27 protein-coding genes are annotated in these 24,280 nt (G+C 70.6%); 20 read left to right on the forward strand and 7 right to left on the reverse strand.

Annotated elements, in window-relative coordinates:
• The 19 genes from fliG to H504_RS0103530 all read left to right on the forward strand — a co-directional run bounded on the left by fliG (position 1) and on the right by H504_RS0103530 (position 15,500).
• The gene (fliG, locus tag H504_RS0103440; protein WP_026421630.1) at positions 1–1,017 is read left to right on the forward strand and encodes a flagellar motor switch protein FliG; all 1,017 of its coding nucleotides are present in this window, start codon (positions 1–3) and stop codon (positions 1,015–1,017) included.
• Positions 1,001–1,651, forward strand: coding sequence for a FliH/SctL family protein (locus H504_RS0103445; protein ID WP_026421631.1), 651 nt, complete (start codon positions 1,001–1,003; stop codon positions 1,649–1,651). The genes fliG and H504_RS0103445 overlap by 17 nt, the downstream gene beginning before the upstream one ends.
• 5 nt (positions 1,652–1,656) lie before the next feature.
• Positions 1,657–3,024: a FliI/YscN family ATPase gene (locus H504_RS0103450; RefSeq protein WP_245614064.1), complete on the forward strand. Its 1,368-nt coding sequence runs from the start codon at positions 1,657–1,659 to the stop codon at positions 3,022–3,024.
• Positions 3,021–3,449 (forward strand): flagellar FliJ family protein, encoded by a 429-nt coding sequence (locus H504_RS0103455; RefSeq protein WP_026421633.1) that lies wholly within the window; start codon positions 3,021–3,023, stop codon positions 3,447–3,449. The genes H504_RS0103450 and H504_RS0103455 overlap by 4 nt, the downstream gene beginning before the upstream one ends.
• Complete coding sequence (locus H504_RS43530; protein ID WP_026421634.1) at positions 3,446–4,444, forward strand: transglycosylase SLT domain-containing protein; 999 nt, start codon at positions 3,446–3,448, stop codon at positions 4,442–4,444. Before H504_RS0103455 ends, H504_RS43530 begins: the two co-directional genes overlap by 4 nt.
• A complete protein-coding gene (locus H504_RS0103465) occupies positions 4,441–6,288 on the forward strand; it encodes a flagellar hook-length control protein FliK (protein WP_026421635.1) in 1,848 nt (615 codons plus the stop codon). The genes H504_RS43530 and H504_RS0103465 overlap by 4 nt, the downstream gene beginning before the upstream one ends.
• A 20-nt stretch (positions 6,289–6,308) precedes the next feature.
• Entirely contained in the window at positions 6,309–6,731 is a 423-nt protein-coding gene (locus H504_RS0103470; RefSeq protein ID WP_026421636.1) for a flagellar hook assembly protein FlgD, read from the forward strand.
• An 89-nt stretch (positions 6,732–6,820) separates the two neighbouring features.
• Positions 6,821–7,651 carry a flagellar hook-basal body complex protein gene (locus H504_RS0103475; RefSeq protein ID WP_026421637.1) on the forward strand — a complete coding sequence of 277 codons (831 nt, stop codon included), beginning with the start codon at positions 6,821–6,823 and terminating at the stop codon, positions 7,649–7,651.
• A 110-nt stretch (positions 7,652–7,761) separates the two neighbouring features.
• Positions 7,762–8,055, forward strand: a complete 294-nt coding sequence (locus H504_RS0103480; RefSeq protein ID WP_026421638.1) for a flagellar FlbD family protein — start codon at positions 7,762–7,764, stop codon at positions 8,053–8,055.
• Positions 8,055–8,822: a flagellar motor protein gene (locus H504_RS0103485; RefSeq protein WP_026421639.1), complete on the forward strand. Its 768-nt coding sequence runs from the start codon at positions 8,055–8,057 to the stop codon at positions 8,820–8,822. Before H504_RS0103480 ends, H504_RS0103485 begins: the two co-directional genes overlap by 1 nt.
• Entirely contained in the window at positions 8,822–9,718 is an 897-nt protein-coding gene (locus H504_RS0103490) for a flagellar motor protein MotB (protein ID WP_026421640.1), read from the forward strand. The genes H504_RS0103485 and H504_RS0103490 overlap by 1 nt, the downstream gene beginning before the upstream one ends.
• Before the next feature lie 19 nt (positions 9,719–9,737).
• Positions 9,738–10,175: a flagellar basal body-associated FliL family protein gene (locus tag H504_RS0103495; protein ID WP_026421641.1), complete on the forward strand. Its 438-nt coding sequence runs from the start codon at positions 9,738–9,740 to the stop codon at positions 10,173–10,175.
• Positions 10,176–10,240: 65 nt separating this feature from the next.
• Entirely contained in the window at positions 10,241–11,200 is a 960-nt protein-coding gene (locus H504_RS0103500; RefSeq protein WP_026421642.1) for a flagellar motor switch protein FliM, read from the forward strand.
• Positions 11,197–11,928, forward strand: coding sequence for a flagellar motor switch protein FliN (gene fliN / locus H504_RS0103505; RefSeq protein WP_026421643.1), 732 nt, complete (start codon positions 11,197–11,199; stop codon positions 11,926–11,928). Before H504_RS0103500 ends, fliN begins: the two co-directional genes overlap by 4 nt.
• Complete coding sequence (locus H504_RS0103510) at positions 11,928–12,365, forward strand: FliO/MopB family protein (protein WP_035303189.1); 438 nt, start codon at positions 11,928–11,930, stop codon at positions 12,363–12,365. The genes fliN and H504_RS0103510 overlap by 1 nt, the downstream gene beginning before the upstream one ends.
• Positions 12,362–13,351: a flagellar type III secretion system pore protein FliP gene (fliP, locus tag H504_RS0103515; RefSeq protein WP_084467342.1), complete on the forward strand. Its 990-nt coding sequence runs from the start codon at positions 12,362–12,364 to the stop codon at positions 13,349–13,351. Before H504_RS0103510 ends, fliP begins: the two co-directional genes overlap by 4 nt.
• A 10-nt stretch (positions 13,352–13,361) precedes the next feature.
• Positions 13,362–13,631 carry a flagellar biosynthesis protein FliQ gene (gene fliQ / locus H504_RS0103520; protein WP_026421645.1) on the forward strand — a complete coding sequence of 90 codons (270 nt, stop codon included), beginning with the start codon at positions 13,362–13,364 and terminating at the stop codon, positions 13,629–13,631.
• 4 nt (positions 13,632–13,635) lie between these two features.
• A complete protein-coding gene (locus H504_RS0103525; RefSeq protein WP_026421646.1) occupies positions 13,636–14,403 on the forward strand; it encodes a flagellar biosynthetic protein FliR in 768 nt (255 codons plus the stop codon).
• Positions 14,400–15,500: an EscU/YscU/HrcU family type III secretion system export apparatus switch protein gene (locus H504_RS0103530; protein ID WP_026421647.1), complete on the forward strand. Its 1,101-nt coding sequence runs from the start codon at positions 14,400–14,402 to the stop codon at positions 15,498–15,500. Before H504_RS0103525 ends, H504_RS0103530 begins: the two co-directional genes overlap by 4 nt.
• Before the next feature lie 438 nt (positions 15,501–15,938).
• On the opposite strand, the gene H504_RS33105 is transcribed toward H504_RS0103530, so the two are convergent.
• A complete protein-coding gene (locus tag H504_RS33105) occupies positions 15,939–16,520 on the reverse strand; it encodes a transposase family protein (protein WP_035303190.1) in 582 nt (193 codons plus the stop codon).
• A 358-nt stretch (positions 16,521–16,878) separates the two neighbouring features.
• Between H504_RS33105 and H504_RS43815 the strand changes: the two genes are divergently transcribed.
• A complete protein-coding gene (locus H504_RS43815; RefSeq protein ID WP_342668751.1) occupies positions 16,879–17,028 on the forward strand; it encodes a hypothetical protein in 150 nt (49 codons plus the stop codon).
• 509 nt (positions 17,029–17,537) lie between these two features.
• Here H504_RS43815 and rdmE read toward each other — a convergent pair.
• The 6 genes from rdmE to H504_RS0103570 form a co-directional block, all read right to left on the reverse strand.
• Entirely contained in the window at positions 17,538–19,073 is a 1,536-nt protein-coding gene (gene rdmE, locus H504_RS43535) for an aklavinone 12-hydroxylase RdmE (protein ID WP_026421648.1), read from the reverse strand.
• A gap of 84 nt (positions 19,074–19,157) precedes the next feature.
• Entirely contained in the window at positions 19,158–19,412 is a 255-nt protein-coding gene (locus H504_RS33110) for a hypothetical protein (protein WP_035303191.1), read from the reverse strand.
• Positions 19,413–19,424: 12 nt separating this feature from the next.
• On the reverse strand, positions 19,425–21,080 hold the full coding sequence (locus tag H504_RS0103555; protein WP_157440176.1) for a hypothetical protein: 1,656 nt from the start codon (positions 21,078–21,080) through the stop codon (positions 19,425–19,427).
• Complete coding sequence (locus H504_RS0103560; RefSeq protein ID WP_245614058.1) at positions 21,058–23,211, reverse strand: flagellar biosynthesis protein FlhA; 2,154 nt, start codon at positions 23,209–23,211, stop codon at positions 21,058–21,060. The genes H504_RS0103555 and H504_RS0103560 overlap by 23 nt, the downstream gene beginning before the upstream one ends.
• A gap of 224 nt (positions 23,212–23,435) precedes the next feature.
• Positions 23,436–23,912 (reverse strand): hypothetical protein, encoded by a 477-nt coding sequence (locus tag H504_RS0103565; protein ID WP_026421651.1) that lies wholly within the window; start codon positions 23,910–23,912, stop codon positions 23,436–23,438.
• Between the two features lie 4 nt (positions 23,913–23,916).
• The gene (locus H504_RS0103570; RefSeq protein ID WP_026421652.1) at positions 23,917–24,279 is read right to left on the reverse strand and encodes a response regulator; all 363 of its coding nucleotides are present in this window, start codon (positions 24,277–24,279) and stop codon (positions 23,917–23,919) included.
• Position 24,280: the final 1 nt, after the last annotated feature.

Genomic DNA, 24,280 nt, shown 5'->3' on the forward strand with positions numbered 1-24,280 from the left:
ATGTCCGAACTGCCGAACACCCCGGAAGGCCTGCGCAAGGCCGCGGTCCTGCTGCTGCAGATGGGCAAGGACGGCTCGGCGAAGGTGCTCTCCAAGCTGCGCGAGGCCGAGGTGGAGATGCTCTCCGCCGAGGTCGCCCGGCTCGGCGCGGTCGACGCCACCTACACCACATCGGTGCTCGACGAGTTCCACGCGATGGCCAAGGCGCGCAAGCACGTCGCGCACGGCGGCATGGACTACGCCCGCGAGCTGCTCATCGAGACCCTGGGCCACGACCGGGCCGACGAGATCGTGGACCGGATCGGCGCGACCATGGTGGACGTCCCGTTCCGCTTCCTGCAGCGCGCCGAGCCGCGCCAGGTGCTCTCGTTCGTGCAGGACGAGCACCCGCAGACGGTGGCCCTGGTGCTGGCGCACATGCCCGCCAACCTGGCCTCGGCCGTGCTGGCCGGGCTGGTCCCGGAGCGGCAGAGCGAGGTCGCGCTGCGGGTGGCGACCATGGGCCGCACCTCCCCGGAGATCGTGCGCAAGCTGGAGAACCAGTTGGAGCGCAAGCTGTCCTCGCTGCTGCAGCCATCGGACGTGTCGACCATCGGCGGCGTCGGTCCGCTGGTGGACATCATCAACCGGTCCGACCGGGCCACCGAGCGGTCCATCCTGGACGGTCTGGCCAAGCGCTCCCCCGAGCTGGCCGACGAGATCCGCAGCCAGATGTTCATGTTCGAGGACCTGGTCGGCATCGACGACAAGTCGCTGCAACTGGTGCTGCGCAACATCGCGCCGTCCGACCTGGCCACCGCGCTCAAGGGCGTGCGCGACGACGTGCGGGACAAGATCCTGCGCAACCTGTCCGAGCGCGCCGCGGAGAACCTGGTCGAGGAGATCGAGGTGCTCGGCGCGGTTCGGCTGCGGCTGGTCGAAGAGTCCCAGGCCAAGATCATCGGCGAGATCCGCACGCTGGAGGAGTCCGGTCAGATCGTGCTGCGGCGAGGGGATGAAGATGAGTTCGTCGCCTGACCGCCTCGGTCACGAGCGGGTCGGCACCGTGCTGCGCGGAGACGACGACGCGGCCGTGCCGTTCCAGATCGGCGTCACCGCCTCCGGCCAGGGCCGGGCGGGCGCGCACGCCGAGGGCTACGCCACCGGCTGGGCCCAGGGCATGCGCGAGGCGCGCGAGGCCACCTCGGCCGCCCGCGCCCGCGCCAAGGCCGAGCTGGACCGGCTGCTGGCCGAGCGCGCGCAGCGGGCCGCCGCCGCGCTCGGCGCCGTGCACGCCGCCGCCGACCAGGTGCTGGCCACCACGGTCAGCCGGGCCGAGGACCTGGCGACCGAGGTGCTCTCCGCCGCGGTCGAGCTGGCCGAGGCCATGCTGGGCGCGCAACTGTCGGTCGCGGTGACCGAGAGCGCCAAGGCGGGGTTGGACCGCGCGATCGGCGGGCTGCCCGCGACCGCGTCGGTCACCGTGCGGGTCAACCCGGCCGACCACGCCGAGCTGGTCGCCGACGGCGACCCGGCCCCCGGCCGCCCGGTCACCCTGGTCGCGGACCCGTCCGTCGCCCGCGGTGACGCCATCGCGCAGACCTCAGTGACCACAGTGGACGCCACCCTCGGCGCCGCGATCGCCCGCGTCCGAGCGGAGCTGGAGCCGTGAGCCTGATGTTCGGTGAGGACATGACCGACACCGCCGCCACCCCGAGCGGGTTGTTCGGCGACCGCGTCGCCGCGCTGCGTTCGGTGGCCCGGCCGCGCCGCACCGGTGTGGTCGTCGGCGTGGTCGGGCTCGCGGTGACCGTGTCCGGCATCGTGGCCCGCATCGGCGACCTGGTCCGGATCGGGTCCGCCGAGGCGCCGCTGCTGGCCGAGGTGGTCGCGCTGGACCACGAGCGGGTCGTCTGCCTGCCGCTCGGCCCGCTCGGCGGGGTCGGCGTCGGCAGCCCGGTGGTCAACACCGAGGGCCCGCTGCGGATCGCGGTCGGCGAGGAGTTGCGCGGCCGGGTGCTCGACGGCCTCGGTCGCCCGATGGACGGCGGTCCGGCGCTGACCGGGATGAGCCGGGTGTCGGTGGACATGGCGCCGCCGTCGGCGATGGAGCGCTCGCTGATCAGCGAGCCGCTGCAGTTGGGCGTGCGGGCGCTGGACACCATGGTCCCCTGCGGGCACGGGCAGCGCATCGGCATCTTCGCCGGGTCCGGCGTCGGCAAGTCCAGCCTGCTGTCGATGATCACCCGCGGCACCGAGGCGGAGATCACCGTGATCGCGCTGATCGGCGAGCGCGGCCGCGAGGTGCGCGAGTTCCTCGAGCACGACCTCGGCCCGGAGGGCCTGGCCCGCTCGGTGGTCGTCGTCGCGACCTCCGACCAGCCGCCGCTGGTCCGGCTGCGCGCCGGGTTCGTGGCCACCCGCATCGCCGAGTGGTACCGCGACCGGGGCAAGAACGTGCTGCTGATGATGGACAGCCTGACTCGCATCGCGATGGCGCAGCGCGAGGTCGGCCTGTCCGCGGGCGAGCCGCCCGCGACCCGCGGCTTCCCGCCGTCGGTGTTCGCGCTGCTGCCGACCCTGCTGGAGCGGGCCGGGCCCGCCCCGGTCGGCGGCATCACCGGCCTCTATACGGTGCTGGTGGAGGGCGACGACCACAACGAGCCGATCGCCGACGCCGCCCGGTCCATCCTGGACGGCCACGTGGTGCTGGACCGGCGGCTGGCCACCGCGGGCCACTTCCCCAGCATCGAGGTGCTGGAGTCGGTGTCCCGGGTGACCGGGGCGATCACCACCCCCCAGCAGCGGTCCGACTCGTCGGAGCTGCGCCGCCTGATGGCCGCCCAGCGCGACGTGCGCGAGCTGGTCGAGATCGGCGCCTACGTGCCGGGCACCAACCCGGACGCGGACCGGGCGCTGGCGCTGCGCGACCAGATCAACGACTTCCTCCGGCAGAGCATCGGCGACCAGGTCCCGGCCGAGCGGGCCTGGGCGCAGTTGGGCGCGCTGCTGCACGGCAACCCGAACGGCGAGGGACTGTCATGACGATCCGCACCAAGCTGGCCGCGGTGCTGCGGGCCCGCAAGGCCCAAGAGGACATCGCCAAGGGCGAGCTGACCAGGGCGAACGCCCGGTTGGCCGACGCGGGCGCGCACACCGACACCCGGGCCGAGTCGATGCGGGCCTGGGCGGGCCCGCGCGACGGCGACGCCGCCAGCTACCTGGCCGCGATCGCCGCGGGCCGGGCGCTGGCCGCCGCGCTGAGCGAGGCGCGCGCCGCCGAGCGGGCCGCGCACGGCGAGACCGAGGTGGAGGCCGCGAAGCTGCGCGAGGCGGCCAAGGCGCGGCGCGGGGTGGAGAAGCTGGTCGAGCGGGCCACCGAGGACGAGCGGCTGGCTGGCCTGGCCGCGGAGCAGAAGGCCGCCGACGAGGTCGCGGTGAGCAGGCACGGGCGCGGGGAGCAGCGGTGAACGGGATCGACGCGATCATGTCGCGGATGGCCGAGATCAGCGCCCTGGTGGCGCCGCAGGCCACGAGCACCACGAGCACCAACGCGACCTCGGACGCGGACTTCTCGGCCACGCTGGGCCAGGCGCTCGGCGACGCCGACACGGCGGGCGACGCGACCGGGTCGACCGGCTCGACCACCGGCACCGACGTGGTCAACGACGCGAAGAAGTACCTCGGCGTGCCGTACGTGTGGGGCGGCACCAACCCGTCGACCGGTCTGGACTGCTCCGGCCTGGTCCAGCGGGTGTACGCCGATCTGGGCATCACGCTGCCCCGGGTGAGCCGCGACCAGGCCACGGTGGGCACCGCGGTGTCCTCGCTGGACCAGGCCAAGCCGGGTGACCTGCTGGCGTTCGGCTCGCCGGTGCACCACATCGGCATCTACCTCGGCAACGGGCAGATGATCCACGCGCCGGAGCCGGGCCAGAACGTCAAGATCGGCAAGGTCTACGAGACGCCGACCGCGATCCGCCGGGTCGTCCCGGACTCGACCACCGGGTCGAATCAGTCCATTGTGGACTCGATGGGTTCGCTGTCCGCGCTGACCTCGAAGTACAGCACGTCCGGCGACTCCTCGGCGTACGCGAACCTGTTCGCCCAGGCGACCGCGAAGTACGGGCTCCCGTCGGGGCTGCTGTCCGCGGTGGCCAAGCAGGAGTCCAACTACAACCCCAACGCGGTCAGCGGCGCGGGCGCGCAGGGCCTGATGCAGTTGATGCCGTCCACCGCGTCGAGCCTGGGGGTCAACGCGTTCGACCCGGCGCAGGCCGTCGACGGCGCGGCCCGGCTGCTCAAGAGCAACCTGCAGAGCTTCGGCTCGGTGCCGCTGGCGCTGGCCGCGTACAACGCCGGTCCGGGCGCGGTCCGCAAGTACGACGGCGTGCCGCCGTACACCGAGACGCAGAACTACGTCAAGAAGATCATGGCGAACCTGACCGCGGAGGCGGCCGCATGACCATCCTCGGTCTCACCCCGATGACCCGCCCCGCCGCCGCTTCGAGCGACAGCGCGGTGGACAAGAACGGTGCGGAGAAGAACGGTTCCGAGAAGGCCCCCGCCTTCGCGAACCTGTTGCAGTCCCTGGCCAACGACCCGGCGGCGACCACGCCGGGCAAGGCCGGTTCTGCCGACGCCCACGCGGGCCCGGCCAAGTCCAAAAAGGACGAGAAGCACGACTCGACCGATCAAGCGGACCTCACGTCCGGCGCGGTGCTGCCGACTCTGGGGTTGCCGTTCGGAACGGTCGCGGTGACCCCCCAGGTCGCCACCGCCGTGCGCACCGGGACCACCGGAACCACCGGGACTTTCGAGACCGCTGGGACTTTCGAAACCCCCGGGTCGACCGGGGTGACCGTCGCGCAGCCGGTGGCCGAGTCCACCCCGGTCGCCGCGAGCAAGGTGGCGCTGACCGGGCCGATGGTCGTGCCGACCGCTCCGAGCCAGGCGGGCCGGACCGGTGAGACCGGTCAGGTCGCGCCGAACACCCAGGTTCCCGCCGCCGCGGCGTCCCACCCCGCCGCGGCGGCGGTGTCCACCGGGACACCCGCGCCCACCGCTGAGCCCGCCGCGGTCCAGGTCGGGGCCACTGCCGGGGTCACTGCGCCGGTGGACGTCCAGCAGGCCGCCCAGGGTGCGGATCGGGTGCTGGGTGGCGAGACGGGTGCGAAGCCCGAGGTCCCGACCGGCCCGGCCGACAAGACCGCCGTGGACATCGCGACCACCCAGTCGGCACCGACCGACCTCTCCGGCACCGCGCAGGCCAACGGCCTCGCCGCGGTCACCGGTGACGCGCGCCCCCAGGTCGGGGCCAACCCCGCGACCCCCTCGGTGGCCAACCCGGTGACCGACCCGGTGACCAACCCGGTGATGAACCCGGTGACCGCCCCGGTGATGAACCCGGTCGCCGTCGCCCAGATCGCCGTCGACCAGCCGGTCGCCCCGGTCGCGCCGACGACCCAGGGCAAGGCGACCGAGCCGAGCGTGCCGAGCCAGGCGGGCGCGCCCGCCGTCGAGGCCACCGCCACGCAGACCGCGGCAGGCGCCAAGACCGAGTCCGGCAAGGGCAAGCACGGCGACAAGGACGACAAGGACGACAAGGACGACAAGGACAAGCGGGACGAGCAGCGGCCCGGTCAGCCGGTCGGCGCCGCCGACCGGCAGGCCACCCAGTCCGGCCAGGTTTCCCCGGCAGCTCCGTCCACTGTGGACATCAAGGTCCAGCCGTCCACCCAGGACACCGCGCAGGTCGCCCCGGTCGCGGTGCCGACCGTGGAGCTGACCGCGACCCGCACCCCGTCGGTCCAGGCCACCAGCGCCCCGACCGCCCCCCAGACCCCGGTGCCGACGCAGAACGCGCACCGGCTGGCCGCGGAGATCACCCCGCTGCGCGGCCACAACGGCGACCACGCGCTGACCGTGCACCTGCACCCGGTCGACCTCGGCCCGGTCGTGGTCACCGCGCGGATCCACGGCGGCGACATCCACCTCGACCTCGGCGGCGCGACCGCCGCGGGCCGGGAGGCGTTGCGCGCCGCGCTGCCCGAACTGCGCCGCGAACTGGAGCAGGCCGGGTTCACCTCGACGGTGGTCGGCGACTCGCTGAACGCCGGGACGAACGCCAACTCCGGCGGCGACCAGCGGTCCCAGTGGGACCAGTGGACCGCCGACGCGCGCGACCGGTCGAACTCGAACGCCAACCAGTACCCCGGCGGCGAGACCCGGCGGGTCACCCCCGAATCCCCCGTGACCACCACCAGCACCCCCGCGCGCGGCGCGGGCGTGCTCGACCTGCACGCCTGAGCGACGAGCAAGGAGCGCCTGTGACCACCCCGATCTCCGGCCAGAGCCAGACCGGCTCGACCACCACCACGTCCAGCACGTCGGGCGGCGCGAACGCGCTGACCTCGCTGGACTCGCAGGCGTTCCTCAAGCTGCTGGTCGCCCAGTTGCGCTACCAGGACCCGGACAACCCGACCGACCCGACGCAGTTCATGAGCCAGACCGCGACGCTGACCCAGGTGCAGAAGCTCACCGACCTGACCAACGCCGAGACGAGCATGCTCACCTCGTCGCTCAGCGCGCAGGCGAGCAACCTGGTCGGCAAGACGGTCAGCTACAAGACCAAGGTCGACGGCGACACGATGACCGGCACGGTCACCGCCGCCACCTTCGGCGCCAGCCCCACTGTTCGCATCGGCAACACGGACGTGCCGCTCTCGATGGTCACGGGCCAGAAGTCCTGACCAACTCCCCCGTGACCCGGTTACACGGATGGACGCCGGTCACGCCCATCAGAGCCACAACGGCACCAACGAGAAAAGGCTGAACCCCCATGTTGCGTTCCCTCTTCGCGGGCATCAGCGGCCTGCGCGCCCACCAGACCATGATGGACATCACCGGCAACAACATCGCCAACGTCAACACCAGTGGCTTCAAGAGCTCCGCGCTCGTGTTCGAGGACGCGCTCAGCCAGAGCATCCGCACCGCCGCCGCCGCGGGCGCCAACACCGCCGCGCAGAACCCGGCCCAGGTCGGTCTGGGTGTGAAGGCCGCGGGCACCAGCGTCAACTTCACCCAGGGCAACAGCCAGTTGACCAACCGCACCGAGGACATGCTGATCCAGGGCGAGGGCTTCTTCGTGATCGACAACGCCGGCACCCAGGCCTACACGCGGGCGGGCTCGATGGCGTCGGACTCGGCGGGCCGGATCACCTCCGCCGACGGCGGCCTGGTGCAGGGCTGGATGGCCAACAACGGCGTCATCGACCAGACCCAGCCGACCACCGCGCTGACCATCGACTCGGCCAAGTACGCCTCCTACTCGCTGTCCCCGGACGGCACCCTGGTCGGCGTGCTGGCCTCCGACGGCACCCAGCAGAACATCGGCCGGATCGCGGTCGCCAAGTTCTCCAACGTGACCGGCCTGGAGAAGATCGGCGGCACGTTGTACCGGGCGACCGCCAACTCGGGCAACGCGCAGATCAACGCGCCCGGCTCGAACGGCATGGGCGTGCTGGTCTCCGGCGCGCTGGAGATGTCCAATGTGGACCTCGCCCAGGAGCTGACCAACCTGATCATCGCCCAGCGCGGTTTCCAGGCCAACTCCAAGGTCATCAGCACCTCCGACGAGCTGCTGCAGGACCTGATGAACCTCAAGCGCTAGTGACAACCCGGGCAGGCGGTTCACCTCAATCCGGTGGGCCGCCTGCCGATGTTCCACCTGTAGGGGTCCACGGACGGGCCCAACCGGACGGCACCCCAAGGACGGACGCTGTGATACTGCTGAATCGGCTGAACGGTCAGCCCTTCGCCTTGAACCCAGACCTGCTCGAACGCGCCGAGTCGACCCCCGACACCGTCATCACGCTGGTGAACGGGGCCAAGTACGTGGTCGCGCAGTCCCTCGACGAGCTCGCCGCGCTGGTGCGCGAGCACCGCGCGGTGATCCTCGGCCAGGCCCAGGAGGCCGCCGAGTACGCCGCCGCGCACGGGCCGCGCCCGGTCCCGACCCTGGTCGACGACGACACCGAGGCCACCCTGCTGCACCTGCCGGAAAGGGGACAGTGATGGATCCGGCAAGTCTGGCGGGCATGGGTCTGTCCCTGGTCGCCATCTTCGTCTCCATGATCATGGAGGGCGGCAACCCGGCCTCCATCCTGCTGCCCGCCCCGATCATCCTGGTCATCTTCGGCACCCTGGGTACCGCGATGGCCGGTGGCATGCTCAAGGACTCGCTCGGCCTGATCAACCTGATCAAGAAGGCCGTGCTGTCGAAGAAGGTGGACGGCACCGAGATCATCGACGTGGTGGTCAAGCTGGCCGACCGCGCCCGCCGCGAGGGCCTGCTGGCCCTGGAGGACGAGGCCAAGAAGGTCGACGACCCGTTCCTGCGCAAGGGCTTGGAGTTGGCCATCGACGGCACCGACTCCGAGGAGGTCCGGGAGATCCTCGAGGCGGAGATCGACACGAAGCGCAAGGCCGACAAGGCGGGCGCCAAGATCTTCAACGACATGGGCGGTTTCGCGCCGACCATCGGCATCATCGGCACCGTGCTCGGCCTGGTGCACGTGTTGGAGAACCTCTCCGACCCGAGCACGCTGGGTGAGCTGATCGCGGGCGCCTTCGTGGCGACCCTGTTCGGCGTGATGACGGCGAACGTGATCTGGCTGCCGATGGCCAACCGGCTCAAGCGGATCAGCGAGCTGGAGTGCGAGCAGATGCAACTGGCGCTCGAAGGCGTGCTGGCCATCCAGGCCGGGTCCAACCCGCGCCTGGTCGCCCGCAAGCTGCGCAGCCTGGTGCCCGCCTCCGCCGAGCAGGACAAGGCAGCCTGATGTCCGGGCCGAAGCGCGGTAGGCGCCACGGCGGCGGTCACGACGAGGAGCACGAGAACCACGAGCGCTGGCTGCTCACCTACTCGGACATGATCACGCTGCTGATGGTGCTGTTCATCGTCATGTTCGCCATGTCCACGGTGGACGCGAAGAAGTTCGACCAGCTCAAGGAGAGCCTGGCTGGCGCCTTCGGCGGCAGCCAGACGCTGGTGACCGGCGGCTCGTCGGGCAGCCCGGACACCTCCGGGGTCAGCCCGGACCAGATCGACCTGCAGTCCGCCGCGGGCGGTCAGGGCGCGGACGTGACCACGTTGTCCAAGCAGGAGCAGGACAAGGCGGTGCAGCAGAACGACCGCGCCAAGGCGGCCGCCGACCTGCAGAAGGCGCGGGACGAGGTCGCCAAGCTCAAGGCCATCGAGCAGAAGATGACCGAGCTGCTGGCCAAGCAGGGCCTGGCCGACAGCGTGCAGTTCAGCATCGACCAGCGCGGCCTGGTCGTCACGATCATCACCAGCTCGGTGGTGTTCGGCGGCGACAGCGCCGAACTGCTCAGCCAGGGCAAGGAGGTGTTGGACGCGGTCGCCCCGGCGCTCGTGGCCATCCCGAACCACCTGGAGGTCGGCGGGCACACCAACCAGTTGCCGGTGCCGACGAAGAACTACCCCAGCGCCTGGGAGCTGTCCACCGCTCGCGCGTCGAGCGTGGTCCGCTACCTGCTGGGCAAGGGCATGACCGCCGACCGGATGACGGCAGCGGGCTACGCCGACACGAAACCGCTCTACCCGCCAAGCGACCCGCTCTCGATCACCCGGAACCGCCGGGTCGAGGTGGTCGTGCTGTCCGACCAGTCCGCCGAGGTCAAGGCCCTGTTGCCGACCGCGGCGGCGGAGAAGTGAACCGGAGGGAGGAACAACGATGAGCAAGGACAAGGACAAAGACAAGAAGGACGAGGGCACCGAGCCCAAGAAGAAGTCCAAGAAGCTGTTGATCATCATCCTGGCCGTGGTGCTGCTGGGCGGTGGTGGCGGCGCGTACTTCGTGCTCGGCTCCTCCGGTACGTCGGCACCCACGCCGGGCAAGGTGCTGGCACTGGACGCGGTGACGATGAACCTCACCGACGGGCACTACCTGAAGCTGAAGCTGGCCCTGCAGACCACCTCGTCGGCCAGCGCCGACCTGGACGGCAGCAAGGCGCTCGACCTGGCGGTCGCGCAGTTCAGCAACAAGACGGTGGCCGAGCTGTCCAGCAACCAGGCGCGGGAGACCCAGAAGAGTGAATTGAAGGAGAAGATCGGCAAGGCGTATGACGAGGAAGTGATGGACATCTACCTCACCGAGTTCGTCATGCAGTAACCCGATCGGTCGGCATCGGCCGACAACTCGCTCAGGTACCCGGCGGTCCGGCCGATGAAGGCGTCGTGCAGACACCTTCGTCATCACCGGGCCGTCGGGCTGGCGGCGCCAAGACCGGCGGCCTGGTCACCGACGGTCGTCCGCTCTCCAGCTACGACTTCCTGAGTCCGGCGAAGCTGCCCCGCGAGCACCTGCGCACGCTCCAGGTCGCCTACGAGACGTTCGCGCACCGGCTGGCCATCCTGCTGACCTCGCAGTTGCGGGTGGTCTGCCGCGTCACCGTGCAGTCGGTCGACCAGATCTCCACCGACGAGTACCTCGCGCGCGAGGTCGAGCCGGTGGTGGTCGCCCCGCTGCGGTTCGACCCGCTGCCGGGCACCGCCATCCTGGAGCTGACCCAGGCCACCACGCTGACCCTGATCGACCACCTGCTCGGCGGGTCCGGCGGCAAGCAGCACGTGCGCCCGCTGACCGACCTGGAGACCCCGCTGGTGCGCGACCTGCTCGGCGACGTGCTGGCCGAGCTGAAGATCGGCCTGGCCGAGTTCGTCCGGGTCGACCCGATCCTGGGCGCCCTGGAGTACAACCCGCAGTTGGTCCAGGTCGGCGGCCCGGCCGACGTCATGGTCGCCGCCGGGTTCGACCTGCACGTCGGCGAGGCCGAGTCCACCCTCACGCTGACCGTCCCGCTGCAGTCCGTGCTGCCCTCGCTGCAGAAGCACAGCGAGAGCGCCGAGGTGACCGCCGGTGAGCGCGCCGCCCAACTGGCCGCGCGCGACCTGCTCACCCAGGGGCTGCGCGAGGTCCCGGTGGAGGTCTCGGTCCGGTTCGCCCCGGCCCGGCTGCGCTCGGACGACCTGTTCGACCTGCGCCCCGGCGACCTGCTCTCGATCGGCCACCCGGTGAGCCGCCCGCTCGACATCACCACGGCGGGCCGGGTGTTCGGCCACGCCGTCGCCACCAAGCAGGGTGCCCGCCTGGCCTGCCAGGTCGTGGCCGCGAACAAGGAGGACGCGCACGCATGACCAGCACGCACACCGACTCCGCCGCCGCCGTCCGCGCGGCCGCCGAGGCCGCGCTCGCCGTGCTGCCCGCCAGCGAGGCGCTCACCGCGGGCGCCCCGGTCACCGACCCGGCGACGCTGGCGCTGCCCGGCGCGGCCGTGTGCGCCGACCTGAGCGGGCAGACCCAGGGCACGATCGCGGTGCTGGTCAACCAGGAGCTGGTGGAGGCGCTCAAGTCGAGCCCGCTGGGCGAGCTGGACCTCGGCGCGGCGGTGGCCCCGGCGCTGGAGGCCGCGGCCAAGGTGCTCGGCTCGGTCGCGGGCCCCGGCAGGCAGACCACCACCGAGGCCGCGCTGGCCTCGCTGGCCGAGACCGGCAACCTGGTCGGCGTCCCGCTCACCGCGGGCGCGGCCATGCACGCCGTCATCGCGCTGGCCACCCCGCGGCCCAGCGCCCCGGCGCCCCGGCAGGCAGGCCAGCCCACCCGGACCACCTCCGCCGCGATGGACCTGCTCAGCGGGGTCGAGATGGAGGTCACCGTCGAGCTCGGCCGGACCAGGATGACCGTGCGGGAACTGCTCTCGCTGGGCTCCGGGTCGGTCATCGAGCTGGACCGGGCCGCGGGCGCCCCGGCGGACGTGCTGGTCAACGGCAGGCTCATCGCCCGCGGCGAGATCGTGGTCATCGACGAGAACTTCGGCATCCGGATCACCGAGATCCTCGCGGGCGCCACCGCGGACGCCATCTGATGGCCGAGATCCTGCGCGTCTTCTTCGCGCTGGTGCTGGTCATCGGCGCGCTGTGGGTCGCGGCCCGGCTGGCCAGGCGCCCGCTGCGCAACCGCCGCGCGGGCGGCCTCGACGTGCTCGCCCGCACCCAACTCTCCCGCGGCGCCGCCGTCACCGTGGTGCAGGTCGACAAGACCGCGCTGGTGCTCGGCGTCACCGACCAGCAGGTCAGCCTGCTGCACGTGGCGGACGCGGAGGCGTTCGCGGCGCCGGAACCGGTCGCCCGCACCGTCACCCCCAAGATCACCCAGCGGGCCGCCAAGACCGACGCCGGGGACACCGCGACCGCGGCCGCGGCCAAGACCGACAAGCAGGCCGCGCTGACCGGGTCGGCGCTGTCGCCGAGCACCTGGAAGCAGGCGCTGGACGCCCTGCGCGAGCGGTCGGTGCGCAAATGACCGACCGGCACCCGGCCGTCCTGGCCAACACGGTCCTGACCAACACCGTCCTCGCCAACACCGTTCTGGTCCGCACCGATCCGGTCAGCACCGGGCCGTTCCTGCCCGAGCCGCGGCCCCGGGTGTTCATCCCGACCCAGCGGACCAGCCCGGACCCGGTGCGCCCGCCCGCGCGCAGGGACCTCGGTCGGGTCAAGAAGACCAGCGTGCTGGCGATGCTGGTGGTCCTCATCGGACTGCTCGGCGCGGTCGGCTCCGCCTCGGCGCAGACCGAACCGACCAGCCCCACCAGCGCGGCGACCCAGCCGACCGGGCCGACCGGCCCGACCGGGGTCACCGTCACCGTCGGCACGCCGAGCAAGCCCAGCGAGTCGATCGTCATCCTGCTGCTGCTGACCACGCTGTCGGTCGCGCCGTCGCTGCTGCTGCTGACCACCTGCTTCACCAAGATCTTCGTTGTGCTCAGCATCACCCGAAACGCCCTCGGATTGCAGAACGTCCCGCCGAACCAGGTGATAGCGGGCCTGACGCTGTTCCTGAGCCTGTTCATCATGGGACCGGTCGTGTCCAAGGTGAACAGCGACGGCATCCAGCCCTACCTCAACGGCTCGAAGTCCCAGTCGGTGGCCTTCAACGACGGGATGAAGCCGCTGAAGGAGTTCATGCTCAAGCAGACCAGGCCCGAGGAGATCGCGCTGTTCACCAAGGTGTCGGGGCAGGCCAAGCCCGCCAACGCCGACGCGGTGCCCGCGACCACGCTCATCCCGGCCTTCGTGTTGTCCGAGCTGCGCGCCGCCATGCTGATCGGCTTCGTCCTGTACATCCCGTTCCTGGTCATCGACATGGTCGTCTCCGCGGCGCTGATGTCGCTGGGCATGATGATGCTGCCCCCGGTGACCGTCTCGCTGCCGTTCAAACTCCTCCTCTTCGTGCTCGCCAACGGCTGGGGCCTGATCATCACCGCCCTCGTCGGCACCTACTCGTAAAGGGATCGCCGTGAACGACACCACCATCATCGAGCTGGGCGTCCAGGCCATGCTGATCACGGCCAAGCTGGCCGCCCCGATCCTGCTGACCGCGCTGGTGATCGGCTTCGGGATCTCGCTGTTCCAGTCGGTCACCCAGATCCAGGAAGCCACCCTGTCGTTCGTGCCGAAGGCGATCGGCATCGGCGTCGCGCTGCTGCTCACCGGCAGTTGGATGGTGCACGAGATCATCAGCTTCACCAGCGACCTCTACCAGAAGATCCCGTCGCTGCTGGGCTGACGACGTGGAAGCCCAGCTCGCCCCCGGCACCCTCACCGCGTTCCTGCTCGCAGGCATCCGGGCCATCGCGTGGCTGCTGATCGCCCCGCCGTTCAACGGCCGGTCGATCCCCGGCACGGTGAAGGCCCTGCTGGGTGTGGCGATCGCGCTGCCCATGGTGCCGAAGCTGTCCGCCAACGTGCCCAGCGCGGAAACCTGGGCACTGGCGGTCAGCGCGGCCGAACAGGTGGTCGTCGGGGCCGGGCTGGGCTTCCTCACCGCGATCATCTTCGCGGGCGTGCAGGCCGCGGGTGACCTGCTCGACGTGTTCGGCGGGTTCTCCCTCGCCGCCGCCTACGACCCGCTGTCGCTGGCGGGCAACGCCGCCGTCCTCGGCCGGTTCTACGGCCTGACCGCGACCGCCCTGATGTTCGCCACTGACGCCCACCAACTGGTCATCCGGGGGTTCACCCTGTCCTACGACGCGATCCCGCTCAACGGGGCGTTCTCCCTGCAGCGCCTGTCCGACCTGCTGACCAGCGGGCTGGGCAGGCTTTTCATGTCGGCCGTGCTCATCGCCGGGCCGATGGTGGTGGTCCTGTTCTGCGCCGACATCGGCCTCGGCCTGCTCAACCGGATCGCACCCGCGCTGAACCCGTTCGCGATCGGTTTCCCTGCCAAAGTGGCGTTGACCCTGGTGATGGTCGGCATGGCCCTCACCCTGCTCCCGCAGGCGGTGCACAGCATCGCCGAGGAAGCCACCAACGCCGTACTGAAAGCGATCGGTAGATGAGCGGGAAGTCCGACGCAACCGAGAAGCCGACACCGAAGCGGCTCAAGCAGGCCAGGTCCGAGGGCCAGATCGCGCGCACCGCCGAACTGGGCACCTGGGCCGCCGTCCTCGCCTCGACCTGGGTCATCCCCGGCGTGCTCACCACCCTGTTCGACGACAGCGCGTCCTGGCTGCACCAGATCGCGGGTTTCATCGCCAACCCCGACCCCGCCGCCGCGTTCACCATCCTCGGCACCACGTTCAAAGAGGGCGCGATCGCCGTCGCCCCCCTGCTCGGCGCGACCCTGCTGGCCGTCCTGGCCAGCGCGGGCGCCCAAGGCGGCCTGCGCCCCGCGATGAAGCTGCTCAAGCCCAAGTTCACCCGCCTCAACCCGCTGAGCGGCCTGAAGCGGATGTTCGGCCCGCACGCCATCTGGGAACTGGTCAAGACCCTGCTCAAAACCGGCATCCTGGCCGTGGTCCTGTACACGGCGGTCAAGAACCTGATCCCCACCATCATGGGCTCGGGCTCCCTGCCCCTGTCCTCACTGGTCAACACCCTGGGCGACACGGTGCTGTCCCTGATCCGGATGGCCGCCATCGCGGGCCTCGTGATGGCAGCAGCCGACTACATCGTGGCCAGGCGACGCACCAACAAAGAGCTGCGGATGACGAAGCAGCAGGTGAAGGACGAACACAAGAGCACAGAGGGCAACCCCGAGATCAAGGGCCAAATCCGCGCCCGCCAACTCGCGATGAGCCGCAACCGCATGATGTCCGACATCGCCACCGCCGACGTCGTCATGGCCAACCCCACCCACGTCGCCGTCGCCCTCCGCTACGACCCCGACAAGGGCGCCCCCCGCGTCATCGCCAAGGGCGCAGGCGAAATCGCCGCCAAAATCCGCGAACTGGCCACCGAACACCGCGTCCCCATCGTCCGAGACATCCCCCTGGCCCGCGCACTGTACAGCGCTTGCGAGGTCGGCCAGGAGATTCCGGTCGACTTGTTCGGTCCAGTGGCACATGTTCTCGCGTTCCTGCACCGCCTGCGGAGCAGGGGATCGGCGGCGGGCATCCACAACATGCCGGCGGGGGCGGCGGCAGCAGCGGCCTAAACACCCCAAAACCGCCACACGAGAACGCACCACCCGCCACCCACCCCAAATCGACGAAGCACCACACCGGCACCGCGCCCTCGAAAATCGACCCGCATCGACGAAGCCCACACCTGCACCGCGCCCCTCGGAAGCCGCCGATACCAACCGCCCGTTGTGGTGAAGTTGCTTTGTTTGGGGGGACAGTAGCCTTAAGCTCCCTGGCGGGTAAGGCCACGTCTTTTCAGTGGCCCCGCCTTTTAGCCTTACCCAAGGCTGCTGTCAGGGGCCCCAAACAAAGCAACTTCACCACAACGGGCACTTCGCATTATCTGGCGCACATGGCCGGCGTCGCCGCCAGGCGACAAGGCCGAATCCCGAGGCGCAGCCGAGGCCCAGAGTCCCTGCGTAGGCCCTCACGCCCCACGACTGTCGGTGGGCTCGTCTAGGCTGTGAGGGTTATTCAGAGCGGGCGTAGAAGTAGAGGCTGATGACTGTTGTGATGGTGGTGGGGAAGGTGTGGGGTGGGCGTCTGTAGTCGGTGTGGAGTATGCGCCAGGTTGTGAGGTGGGCGATGGTGCGTTCGACGGCGACGCGGGTCTTGTTGTGGTGGAAGTTGAAGTCTTTCTGCCATTGTGGTTGTTCGCGTTTGCGGAATGGGGTGATCATGTCGCTGCCGATGTAGCCTTTGTCGGCGAGCCGGGTCGTGGTGTCCCGATCTTCCAGGATGCCTGACTGTCTGATGCGGTGCGTGTCGTGGTGGCGGCCGTCGATCGGGTCGGAGACCCAGGCGAGTCTGCCGTCGAGGGTGGATGCGACCTGGACGTTGACCCCGGTCCTGCGGTGTCGTGTGGAGTAGAGGCCGGGTCGTGACGCCCATGACCAGCACGGCGGCAGGGTTCCGTCCACGATGTGCCGGGCCTGCTCGTCCAGGTCGTCGGCGGTGGATATGTGGTCGTGGAGGATCTTGCCGAGCACGGGCGTCAGCGCGGTGATCGCGCGGCTGATCGTCGGCTGCGACACCCCGAACGTCTCCGCCAACCCCGTTCGCTGGCGTCTCGGTGAATCGCGGCGCACAGGTTCTCGATGGAACCCCGCGTCAAGCCGGTGCTATGACACATGTCAGGCGATCCGTTTGGTGAGAACTCTGGTGTGGTAACCGAATTATCTCAAACGGGCCGCCACCTACATCACGCACCCCCACCCTTGATGATCATCGGGCAAGGTTGAATCCGCCTGAATAACCCTCTGTGTGGTCGCTCGTGACGTGGCCCGTGATGGTGGTCGTGTCGCTTATCGGGCGTGGGTGGCGCGCAAACGCGCGAGGGCGATGCGGGTCAGGCCGAAACCGCGGAAGCCGGAACGGGCGGGTCGGTTGCGGGATTATGTGGTGGCCGGATTGAACGAGCGTTGGTCTCCGCAGCAGATCGCGACCAGAATGCGGCAGGAGTTTCCGACCGACCCGGCGATGCGCGTGTCCCACGAGACGATCTACCAGACCCTGCTCGTCCAGGGGAAAGGCGAGCTGCGGGCGGTGATGTACCGATGAACGAACTCCTGCTCACACACGGCGGCGCAATCACCGGCTGAGACCAAGCAGTTGCCGCCACCTGGTCCAAACCACAGTGACGACGCAACCCGCGGAACCCCCGAGTCCGCCGAAGAAGACCGGGTTCACCCAGGGGGGGAACATCTTCGTATGTCGTGCCGTCCACGAACAGGCAGGTGTACCTCAGCGGCAACAGACTGATGCGCATCTTGACGAAGTCCGCCCCCTCATTCACGAAACCTTGGGCACAAGCCTCATCGGTCTCGCCCAACAAGCCCCCCACCAAGCCCACCGTGTACGCCCCAGCGGCGGCCAGGGCCAACAGCACCGCGCAGACCTTCAGCGGAACTCGGAAGCTCACCGCACCAACCATCCTTCCCTGGCGCCTTCCGGGCATGGAGTCTGCCAGGAGGAACGATGCGGCGGGCAATCGGCTCCACTCAGCGGTTGGCCATGCTGCCAAGTGGTGTGGAACCGCTCGTAGCGGAGCGGGTGTGACGCGTTCTCCGCTAGCGCCTTGCCAAGGCGGTGGCGAAGGCTTGGAACAGGGCTTCGGCATCGGTGGGCCGTGTTGTACGCCAGGCGATGATGCCGTCGGGGCGGATGAGGGTGGCGCCGTGGGGGCCGATTCCGTAGCGGGTGTGGAAGGTGGGGGTGGGGATGGTGTGGGACTGGAGGGGGACGCCCAGGTGGGTGGCGGCGGTGGCGGCGAAGGGGGTCCAGGTGGGGGTGCTGGACAGCAGGACGAAGTCCTGGCCGAAGAGGTCCACAGTAGACACCTGCCGACCGTCTCGCTCGAACCACACGTGTGGGGCGCGGGAGCCGGGGCGGGCGGTGGGGTGGAAGGGGTTTTCGCTGGGGGCGTCGTCCTCGGTGGCGATGGTCGGGGAGTGGTAGCGGAAGCCGAGGACGAGTTCCGCGGCTCGGTGGAGGGGGGTGGGGCCTGCGTCGTCGGGGGTGGCGCCGGGGGTTCGGGTGGGGAGGAGGCGCAGGGCCTCGGCGACGACGCGGTCGGCGATGGGGCGGCGTTCGGGGTCGTAGGTGTCGAGGAGGGCGGGGGACGCGGTGGTGTCCAGGACCAGGGCGAGTTTCCAGGCCAGGTCAAAAGCGTCGCCGATGGCGGTGTTGCCGCCGAAACCGCCTGCGGGTGGGGTGACCTTGGCGGCGTCTCCCGCGAGGAAGACCCGGCCGGACTGGAAACGGTCGGCGACGGCGGCGGCCATCTCCCACGGGCGGACGGCGACGATGTCGGGGTGCGCGGTGGGACGGTCGAGGGCGTGGCGGATCAGCGCTGTGCAGTGGGCGGGGGTGAAGTCCCCGGGGGACTGGCCGCGCGCGGGGTCGTAGCCGACGCTGAGGAGGTGGCGGTTGATTTCCCGGTCGATGGTGATGAAGACGCCGCTGAAGTGGTCGTTGTTCAGGACGTGCAGGGCGGTCTCGGACTCGGTGAGCAGGTCGCGCAGGTCGGCGTCGAAGATGATGCTGACCTGGTGGGCGAGGGCGCCGGGGCCGTGCCGGTCGATGCCCAACGCGGACCGGATGCGGCTGCGGCCGCCATCAGCGGCGATGAGGTAGTCGGCGCGGACCCGGCCGGTGTCGAGCTCGGCGGTGACGCCGGTGTCGTCCTGGGTGAAGGACAGCAGCTCGGTGCTGAACCGGACGGTGGCGCCGAGCCGTTCGGCGTGCCGGAGCAGCAGCGGCTCCAGCTTGTCCTGGCCCGCCCGGCCGATCTTGACCGGGGACAGGGCGCCGATGTCGCCGGTGTCGGAGAGCTCCTCGTGCAGGGTCGGGCCCGGCACGGTCGCGGCCATCCGGACCCGGAACCTGGCCTGCCCGGCGGCGACGGCGGGAACGTCGTCGGCGATGCCCGCGTAGCCGAGCAGTTCCATGGTCCGCTGGTTCTGGCCCGCCGCCCTGGGGAACGGTGACGTTCCCGGGTGCCGCTCGACGACCAGCACGTCGACCCCGCGTCGGGCCAGGAACGCCGCGCTCGCCGAGCCCGCCAGGCCAGCGCCGACGACCAGCACCGAAAACCGCTCCCCCATCGACCACTCCCCCGGTTGCCGCGATCAACCCCCGTCCAGGTAAGTGATCACCGGACCGGCTGTCAAGGCAACTGCCGGGGGCGGTCAGGCGCGGTCGGTGCGTACGGCCCGGACGACGGTGGGGTTGGGGGTGAGCTCTGTGTCGTCCAGGGTGCGGACCGGGCGGCGGTAGCGGAGGTAGGCGGCGCGGGGGATGGACAGCAGGATTGCCGCGATGGGGACTGCGATGAGGAAGCGGATGAGGGCGTCGGTGGGTTCGACCTTGCCGGTGACGAAGGCCGAGTACAGCGACGGGGAGGCCATCAGCAGGGCGACGGCCAGTGTGGAGAAACGGAACATGGGTGGGCTCGCTTAGGCCGGACCGCGGCGGGTCGGGGTGGTTGGGGGGACGCCGTCGATGATCAGGATGGGCAGGCCGAGTTCGCGGACGGAGTCCGGGTCGGTGCTGGCGGCGGTGCCGTAGACGGCGACGGCGTCGACGCCGCCCAGGTCGGCGAGGTGGCGGCGCAGGTCGGCGGTTTTCCTGGTGGCGTCGATGGCGGCGACGATGTGCTGCGCGCCCAGTGCCTGCGCGACCGAACCGGCCCAGCGGCCGCCTTCCGGGTCTTCCACGGCGGAGGCGATGGCGACGATCGACGGGACCGGTTTGCGGCTCAGGTCGTAGGCCATGTCGGCGGCGTGCTCGGGGCCGAGGACACGGCCGCGGCCGATCTGGTCCGGCCCGGCCACCTGCACCGCGCCGGGGCCCAGCCGCATCTTCTGGCAGATCCACTCCGCGGCGATGGTGGCCTCGTGCAGGGCACCCGCGACCACGATCACCTTGCCGGGCAACGCGACCAGCAGGTCGCGCGGCACCGGGGTGTCCCAGCGGCGGCGCGGGCGCGGGGTCGGGTCGACCAGCAGCCGCGGCTCGTCGGCGGTGGGCCACTCGACCTCGGTGGCGGCGGAGATCGGCTCGGCGACGGCGTCGTCGAGGTAGTCGTCCTCGTCGGGCAGGGCGTGCCGGGCGTGTGACGACGGCATCCGCGGCGGCACCAGCAGTTCGCTCAGCGCGTGCGGGAAGTCGTTCTCCTCCAGCGGTTCCACCGGTTCGGTGTCCACAGTGGCCGAGTCATCGACCAGCACGTCGTCCACAATGGAGCTGGCAACGGCAGTGTCCTCGACAACCGGATCGACAACCGGCTCGGCGACGGGCTCCGGCGCGGCCGGTGCCTCCACGGTGGACTGGGCGGCAAACATCCGCCCGCCCGCGGTCGGCCGCTGCACCGAGGGGAACTCGGCGGGCCGGACGGTGTTGGCGCTCGGCGGGCGCCACGGCGCGGCCTGCTCCCCCAACAGCACCGCGCGCAGCTCCTCGTCGGTCATGTCGTCCATGGCGGACTCGTCGAAACCCTTGGTGGGCGCGGGCTTCGGGTCGGCCCAGGCGGGCCGCTGGTAGCCTGCGCCAGCGCTACCCCTGGCGACCTCGACCCCGTCGCGCAGCTCCAGCCCGGCGACCTCAAGGCCGCGCGGCGCGTCGCCGACCCGTGGCAGCACGGCGCCCTCCCACTCCCCTGTCGGTGTGCGGCCGCCCGGTCCGGCGGCCCTGGCCGCGGCCGCCGAGATGCCCCGCCCGGCTTCGGCGGCGAGCAACTGGTCGACCGGGGCGCCGTTGGCGGGCGGGCCGCCCGCGTCGGCGAAGAACTTGGCGAACGGGTCGCCGACCCGGCTCGCGGGCTCGTCCACCCGCTGCTCCGGCACGGCCTTCGCCGCGGACCCGCCGTCGTGCTTGTCGGCCAAGTCCATCAGGTCCTTGACCGAGAGCACCTGCTCCTTGGGCAGCGCGGGGTCGCCCGGGTCGGGCACCTCGACCCCGATCTCGAACCACTGCTTGGAGAAGAAGCCCGCGACCCCGCCCTTGCGCAGGCGGTCGGCCGACACGATGCGGGCGTCGGCGCCGTGTTCGGTGCGCACCCGGTCGAGCAGGGCTTCCAGGTCAGGTCCCTCAAGCAGCAAGCGTGTAGCCACTGTTCACCACCCCGACTGTCTCGATCCGGTGGGTACCACCGGACAGCTCGGAATACGACAGCACGGCCAGCCGCGGCACGGCGGCGTGCACCAGGCGGAAAAGCGGGGTGCGCAGGCGCGGGGCGCAGGCGAGCACGGCGGCCTGGCCCTGGCTCTCGGCGCGACCGGCGAGCCCGGCGATGTCGCCGACGATCGCCTCCAGCGTCCCCGTGTCCACCGCGAGCCGGTCGCCGAGCTCGGTGACCCGGATCGCCTCCAGCAGGGTCTGCTCGACCCGCGGGTCCAGCGTGATCACCGACAGCACGCCGTCGACGGCGAGCCGGGCGGCGATGGCCGGGCCGAGCGCGGCGCGCGCGGCCTCGACGAGCCGGTCGATGTCGGCACCGGCCTTGGCCGCCGGGGAGAGCGCCTCGTAGATGCCGACCAGGTCGCGGATGGGGACACCCTCGTCGAGCAGGCGGTGCAGCACCCGCTGGATCTCGCCCAGGCTCATCAGGGCCGGGGTGAGCTCCTCGACCACGACCGGGTGGGTGCGGCGGACGACGTCGGTGAGCGCGCGGACGTTCTCCCGGCCGAGCAGGCGACCGGCGTGCGTGCGGGTGACCTCGGCGAGGTGGGTGACCAGGACGGAGGCGCGGTCGACCACGGTGGCGCCGAGCGCCTCGGCCTGGTGGCGCAGCTCGGACGGGATCCACTTGCCCGCCAGGCCGAACACCGGCTCGGTGCCCGCGCGGCCGGGCAGCGCGTCCAACTCGTCGCCGATGGCCAGCACGGTGCCGGGCGGGGCGTAGCCGCGGGCGACGTCGGCGCCGTTGATCCGGATGACGTAGGAGGACAGCGGCAGGTCGAGGTCGTCGCGGGTGCGCACCGGCGGCATGACCACGCCGAGCTCCAGGGCGATCTTGCGGCGCAGCGCGCGGACCCGGTCGAGCAGGTCGCCGCCCGCGGCGTCCACCAGGTCGACCAGGTCGGTGGCCAGGGCCAGCTCCAGCGGGTCGACCCGCATCTCGGCGATGAGCGCCTCGGTGGCGTCCGGCACGATCTCGGCGACCTCGGTGGAGTCGCTGGTCTCGGCGGTGTCCTGGCCGGGCTTGGGGCCGCGGCTGGACACGAGCAGCAGGCCGCCGCCGACGATCAGGAACGGCAGCATCGGCATGCCGGGCATGAGCGAGAGCCCGATCAGCGCGACGCCGCCGATCTTCATCGCCTTGCGGTTGGCGGTGAACTGGCTGGTGACCAGGGACCCCATGTCCTGGTCACCGGCGGCGCGGGTGACGATGAGGCCGGTGGCGACCGAGAGCAGCAGCGCGGGGACCTGCGAGACGAGGCCGTCGCCGATGGCCAGCAGGCTGTAGGAGTTGATGGCGTCGGTGGGCGACATGCCCTTCTGCAGCATGCCGACCGCGAAGCCGCCGAGCAGGTTGATCAGGGTGATGACCACCGCGGCGATCGCGTCGCCCTTGACGAACTTGGACGCGCCGTCCATGGCGCCGTAGAAGTCGGCCTCGGCGGTGACCTCGGTGCGGCGCTTGCGGGCCTCGGGCTCGTCGATGAGCCCGGCGTTGAGGTCGGCGTCGATGGCCATCTGCTTGCCGGGCATGGCGTCCAGGGTGAACCGGGCGCCGACCTCGGCGACCCGGCCTGCGCCGTTGGTGATCACGGCGAACTGGATGACGATGAGGATGAAGAACACGACCAGGCCGACCACCAGCGAGCCGCCGACCACCGCGTGGCCGAAGGCGCCGATGACCGCGCCCGCGTGCCCGTCGAGCAGGACGAGCCGGGTGGCGCTGATGTTGAGCGCCAGCCGGAACAGGGTGGCCAGCAGCAGCACCGACGGGAATACCGAGAACTCCAGCGGTTTGCGGACCTGCATGCTGATCAGCACGATCAGCAGCGCCAACCCGATGTTCATCACGATGAACATGTCCAGCAGGAAGGTCGGCATCGGCACGACCATCAAGACGATGATCATGATGACACCGGCGGGTACCGCGAACTGGCTCAGTCGCCTGGAGTTCATGTCCATCCCGGATAGCGGGTGCGGCCGGTCCCTGGCCTCGTGCTGCCTTCCTGGCTCCACGTCGGACGGTTCTTCGGCCGGTGTGGAGCGGTACTGAGCATTACCCACGACACAACGAATCGCCAGTGGTTCGCCGCCCCGTACGCCAGGCGGCGAACCGGCCAGCGATCCGTCTCGCGGCCACTTCGGCTACCCAGCGGGTAGTCGACATGTCCGCACTGGGCCCGGCACTCGCGGCCCACCGCTATTGAGTTCCCAAACTGCACCGGCCGCACGCGATATCCGACCAACTATCACCCAACCGAGCGGCGACACGCCGCTGATCGGGTGAACTAGTTCAGCGGCACCACAATGGACAGCACGCCGCCCTTGTAACCCGCGATGTCCACCGTGAGGTCGAGCCTGCTGCCCAGCGACGCCAGGTGCGACCTGACATCGGTGGGCACCGAACCCGCCTCGGTGTGCACCGCGTGGAACTTCACGTGCGGCAGACCCGCGCGGTTGAACAGTCCGGTGAGGATGTTGCACACCTCACCGAGGATGTCGGTGAGCAACGGCGAGAGCTCACCGTCCTCGACGCACGCCTCGGCCCCGCCCGGCGGGACCAACCCCATCGCCGCGGCCGTGTTGGCCGCCAGCGGCAGGGAGAAACCGATCACCCCGGCCAGCTTCTGGTCGTTGCGCTGGTACACCGCGACGACCGGCGCGTCCGCGGACGGCGGGTCGGTCGGGTTGACCTTGATCTCCCGGCCGAGGAGGTTGGCCAGCGTTTCGCGGACCTGCTTGGGCACCGGCAGTGCCTCTGTCATCGCCTCACCCCAGAATGTCGGAGAGCTTGTCGCGGAAGGTCTCCGCGGTGAACGGCTTGCTGATCAGGAACAGCGCGCCACCCGCCTCGGCCTTGGCGATCATCTCGTCCGAGCACTCGGAGGTGACGAAGGCGAACGGTACCGTGTTGCCCGCCGCGCGCAACGCGTGCAGCAGCTCGATGCCCGACATGTTGGGCATGTTCCAGTCGGAGAGCACGAGGTCCGGCTTCTCCTCGTTGACGGAGGTCTGGGCGGCGGCACCGTCCGGGGCCTCGACGATGTCGTGGTCCTCGAAGCCTGCCTGCCGCAACGTCCGGATGACGATCTGCCGCATCACCCGACTGTCATCCGCGACCAGGATCTTCATA

The sequence above is a fragment of the Actinokineospora inagensis DSM 44258 genome (assembly GCF_000482865.1).
GTDB classification, from domain to species: Bacteria; Actinomycetota; Actinomycetes; order Mycobacteriales; family Pseudonocardiaceae; genus Actinokineospora; species Actinokineospora inagensis.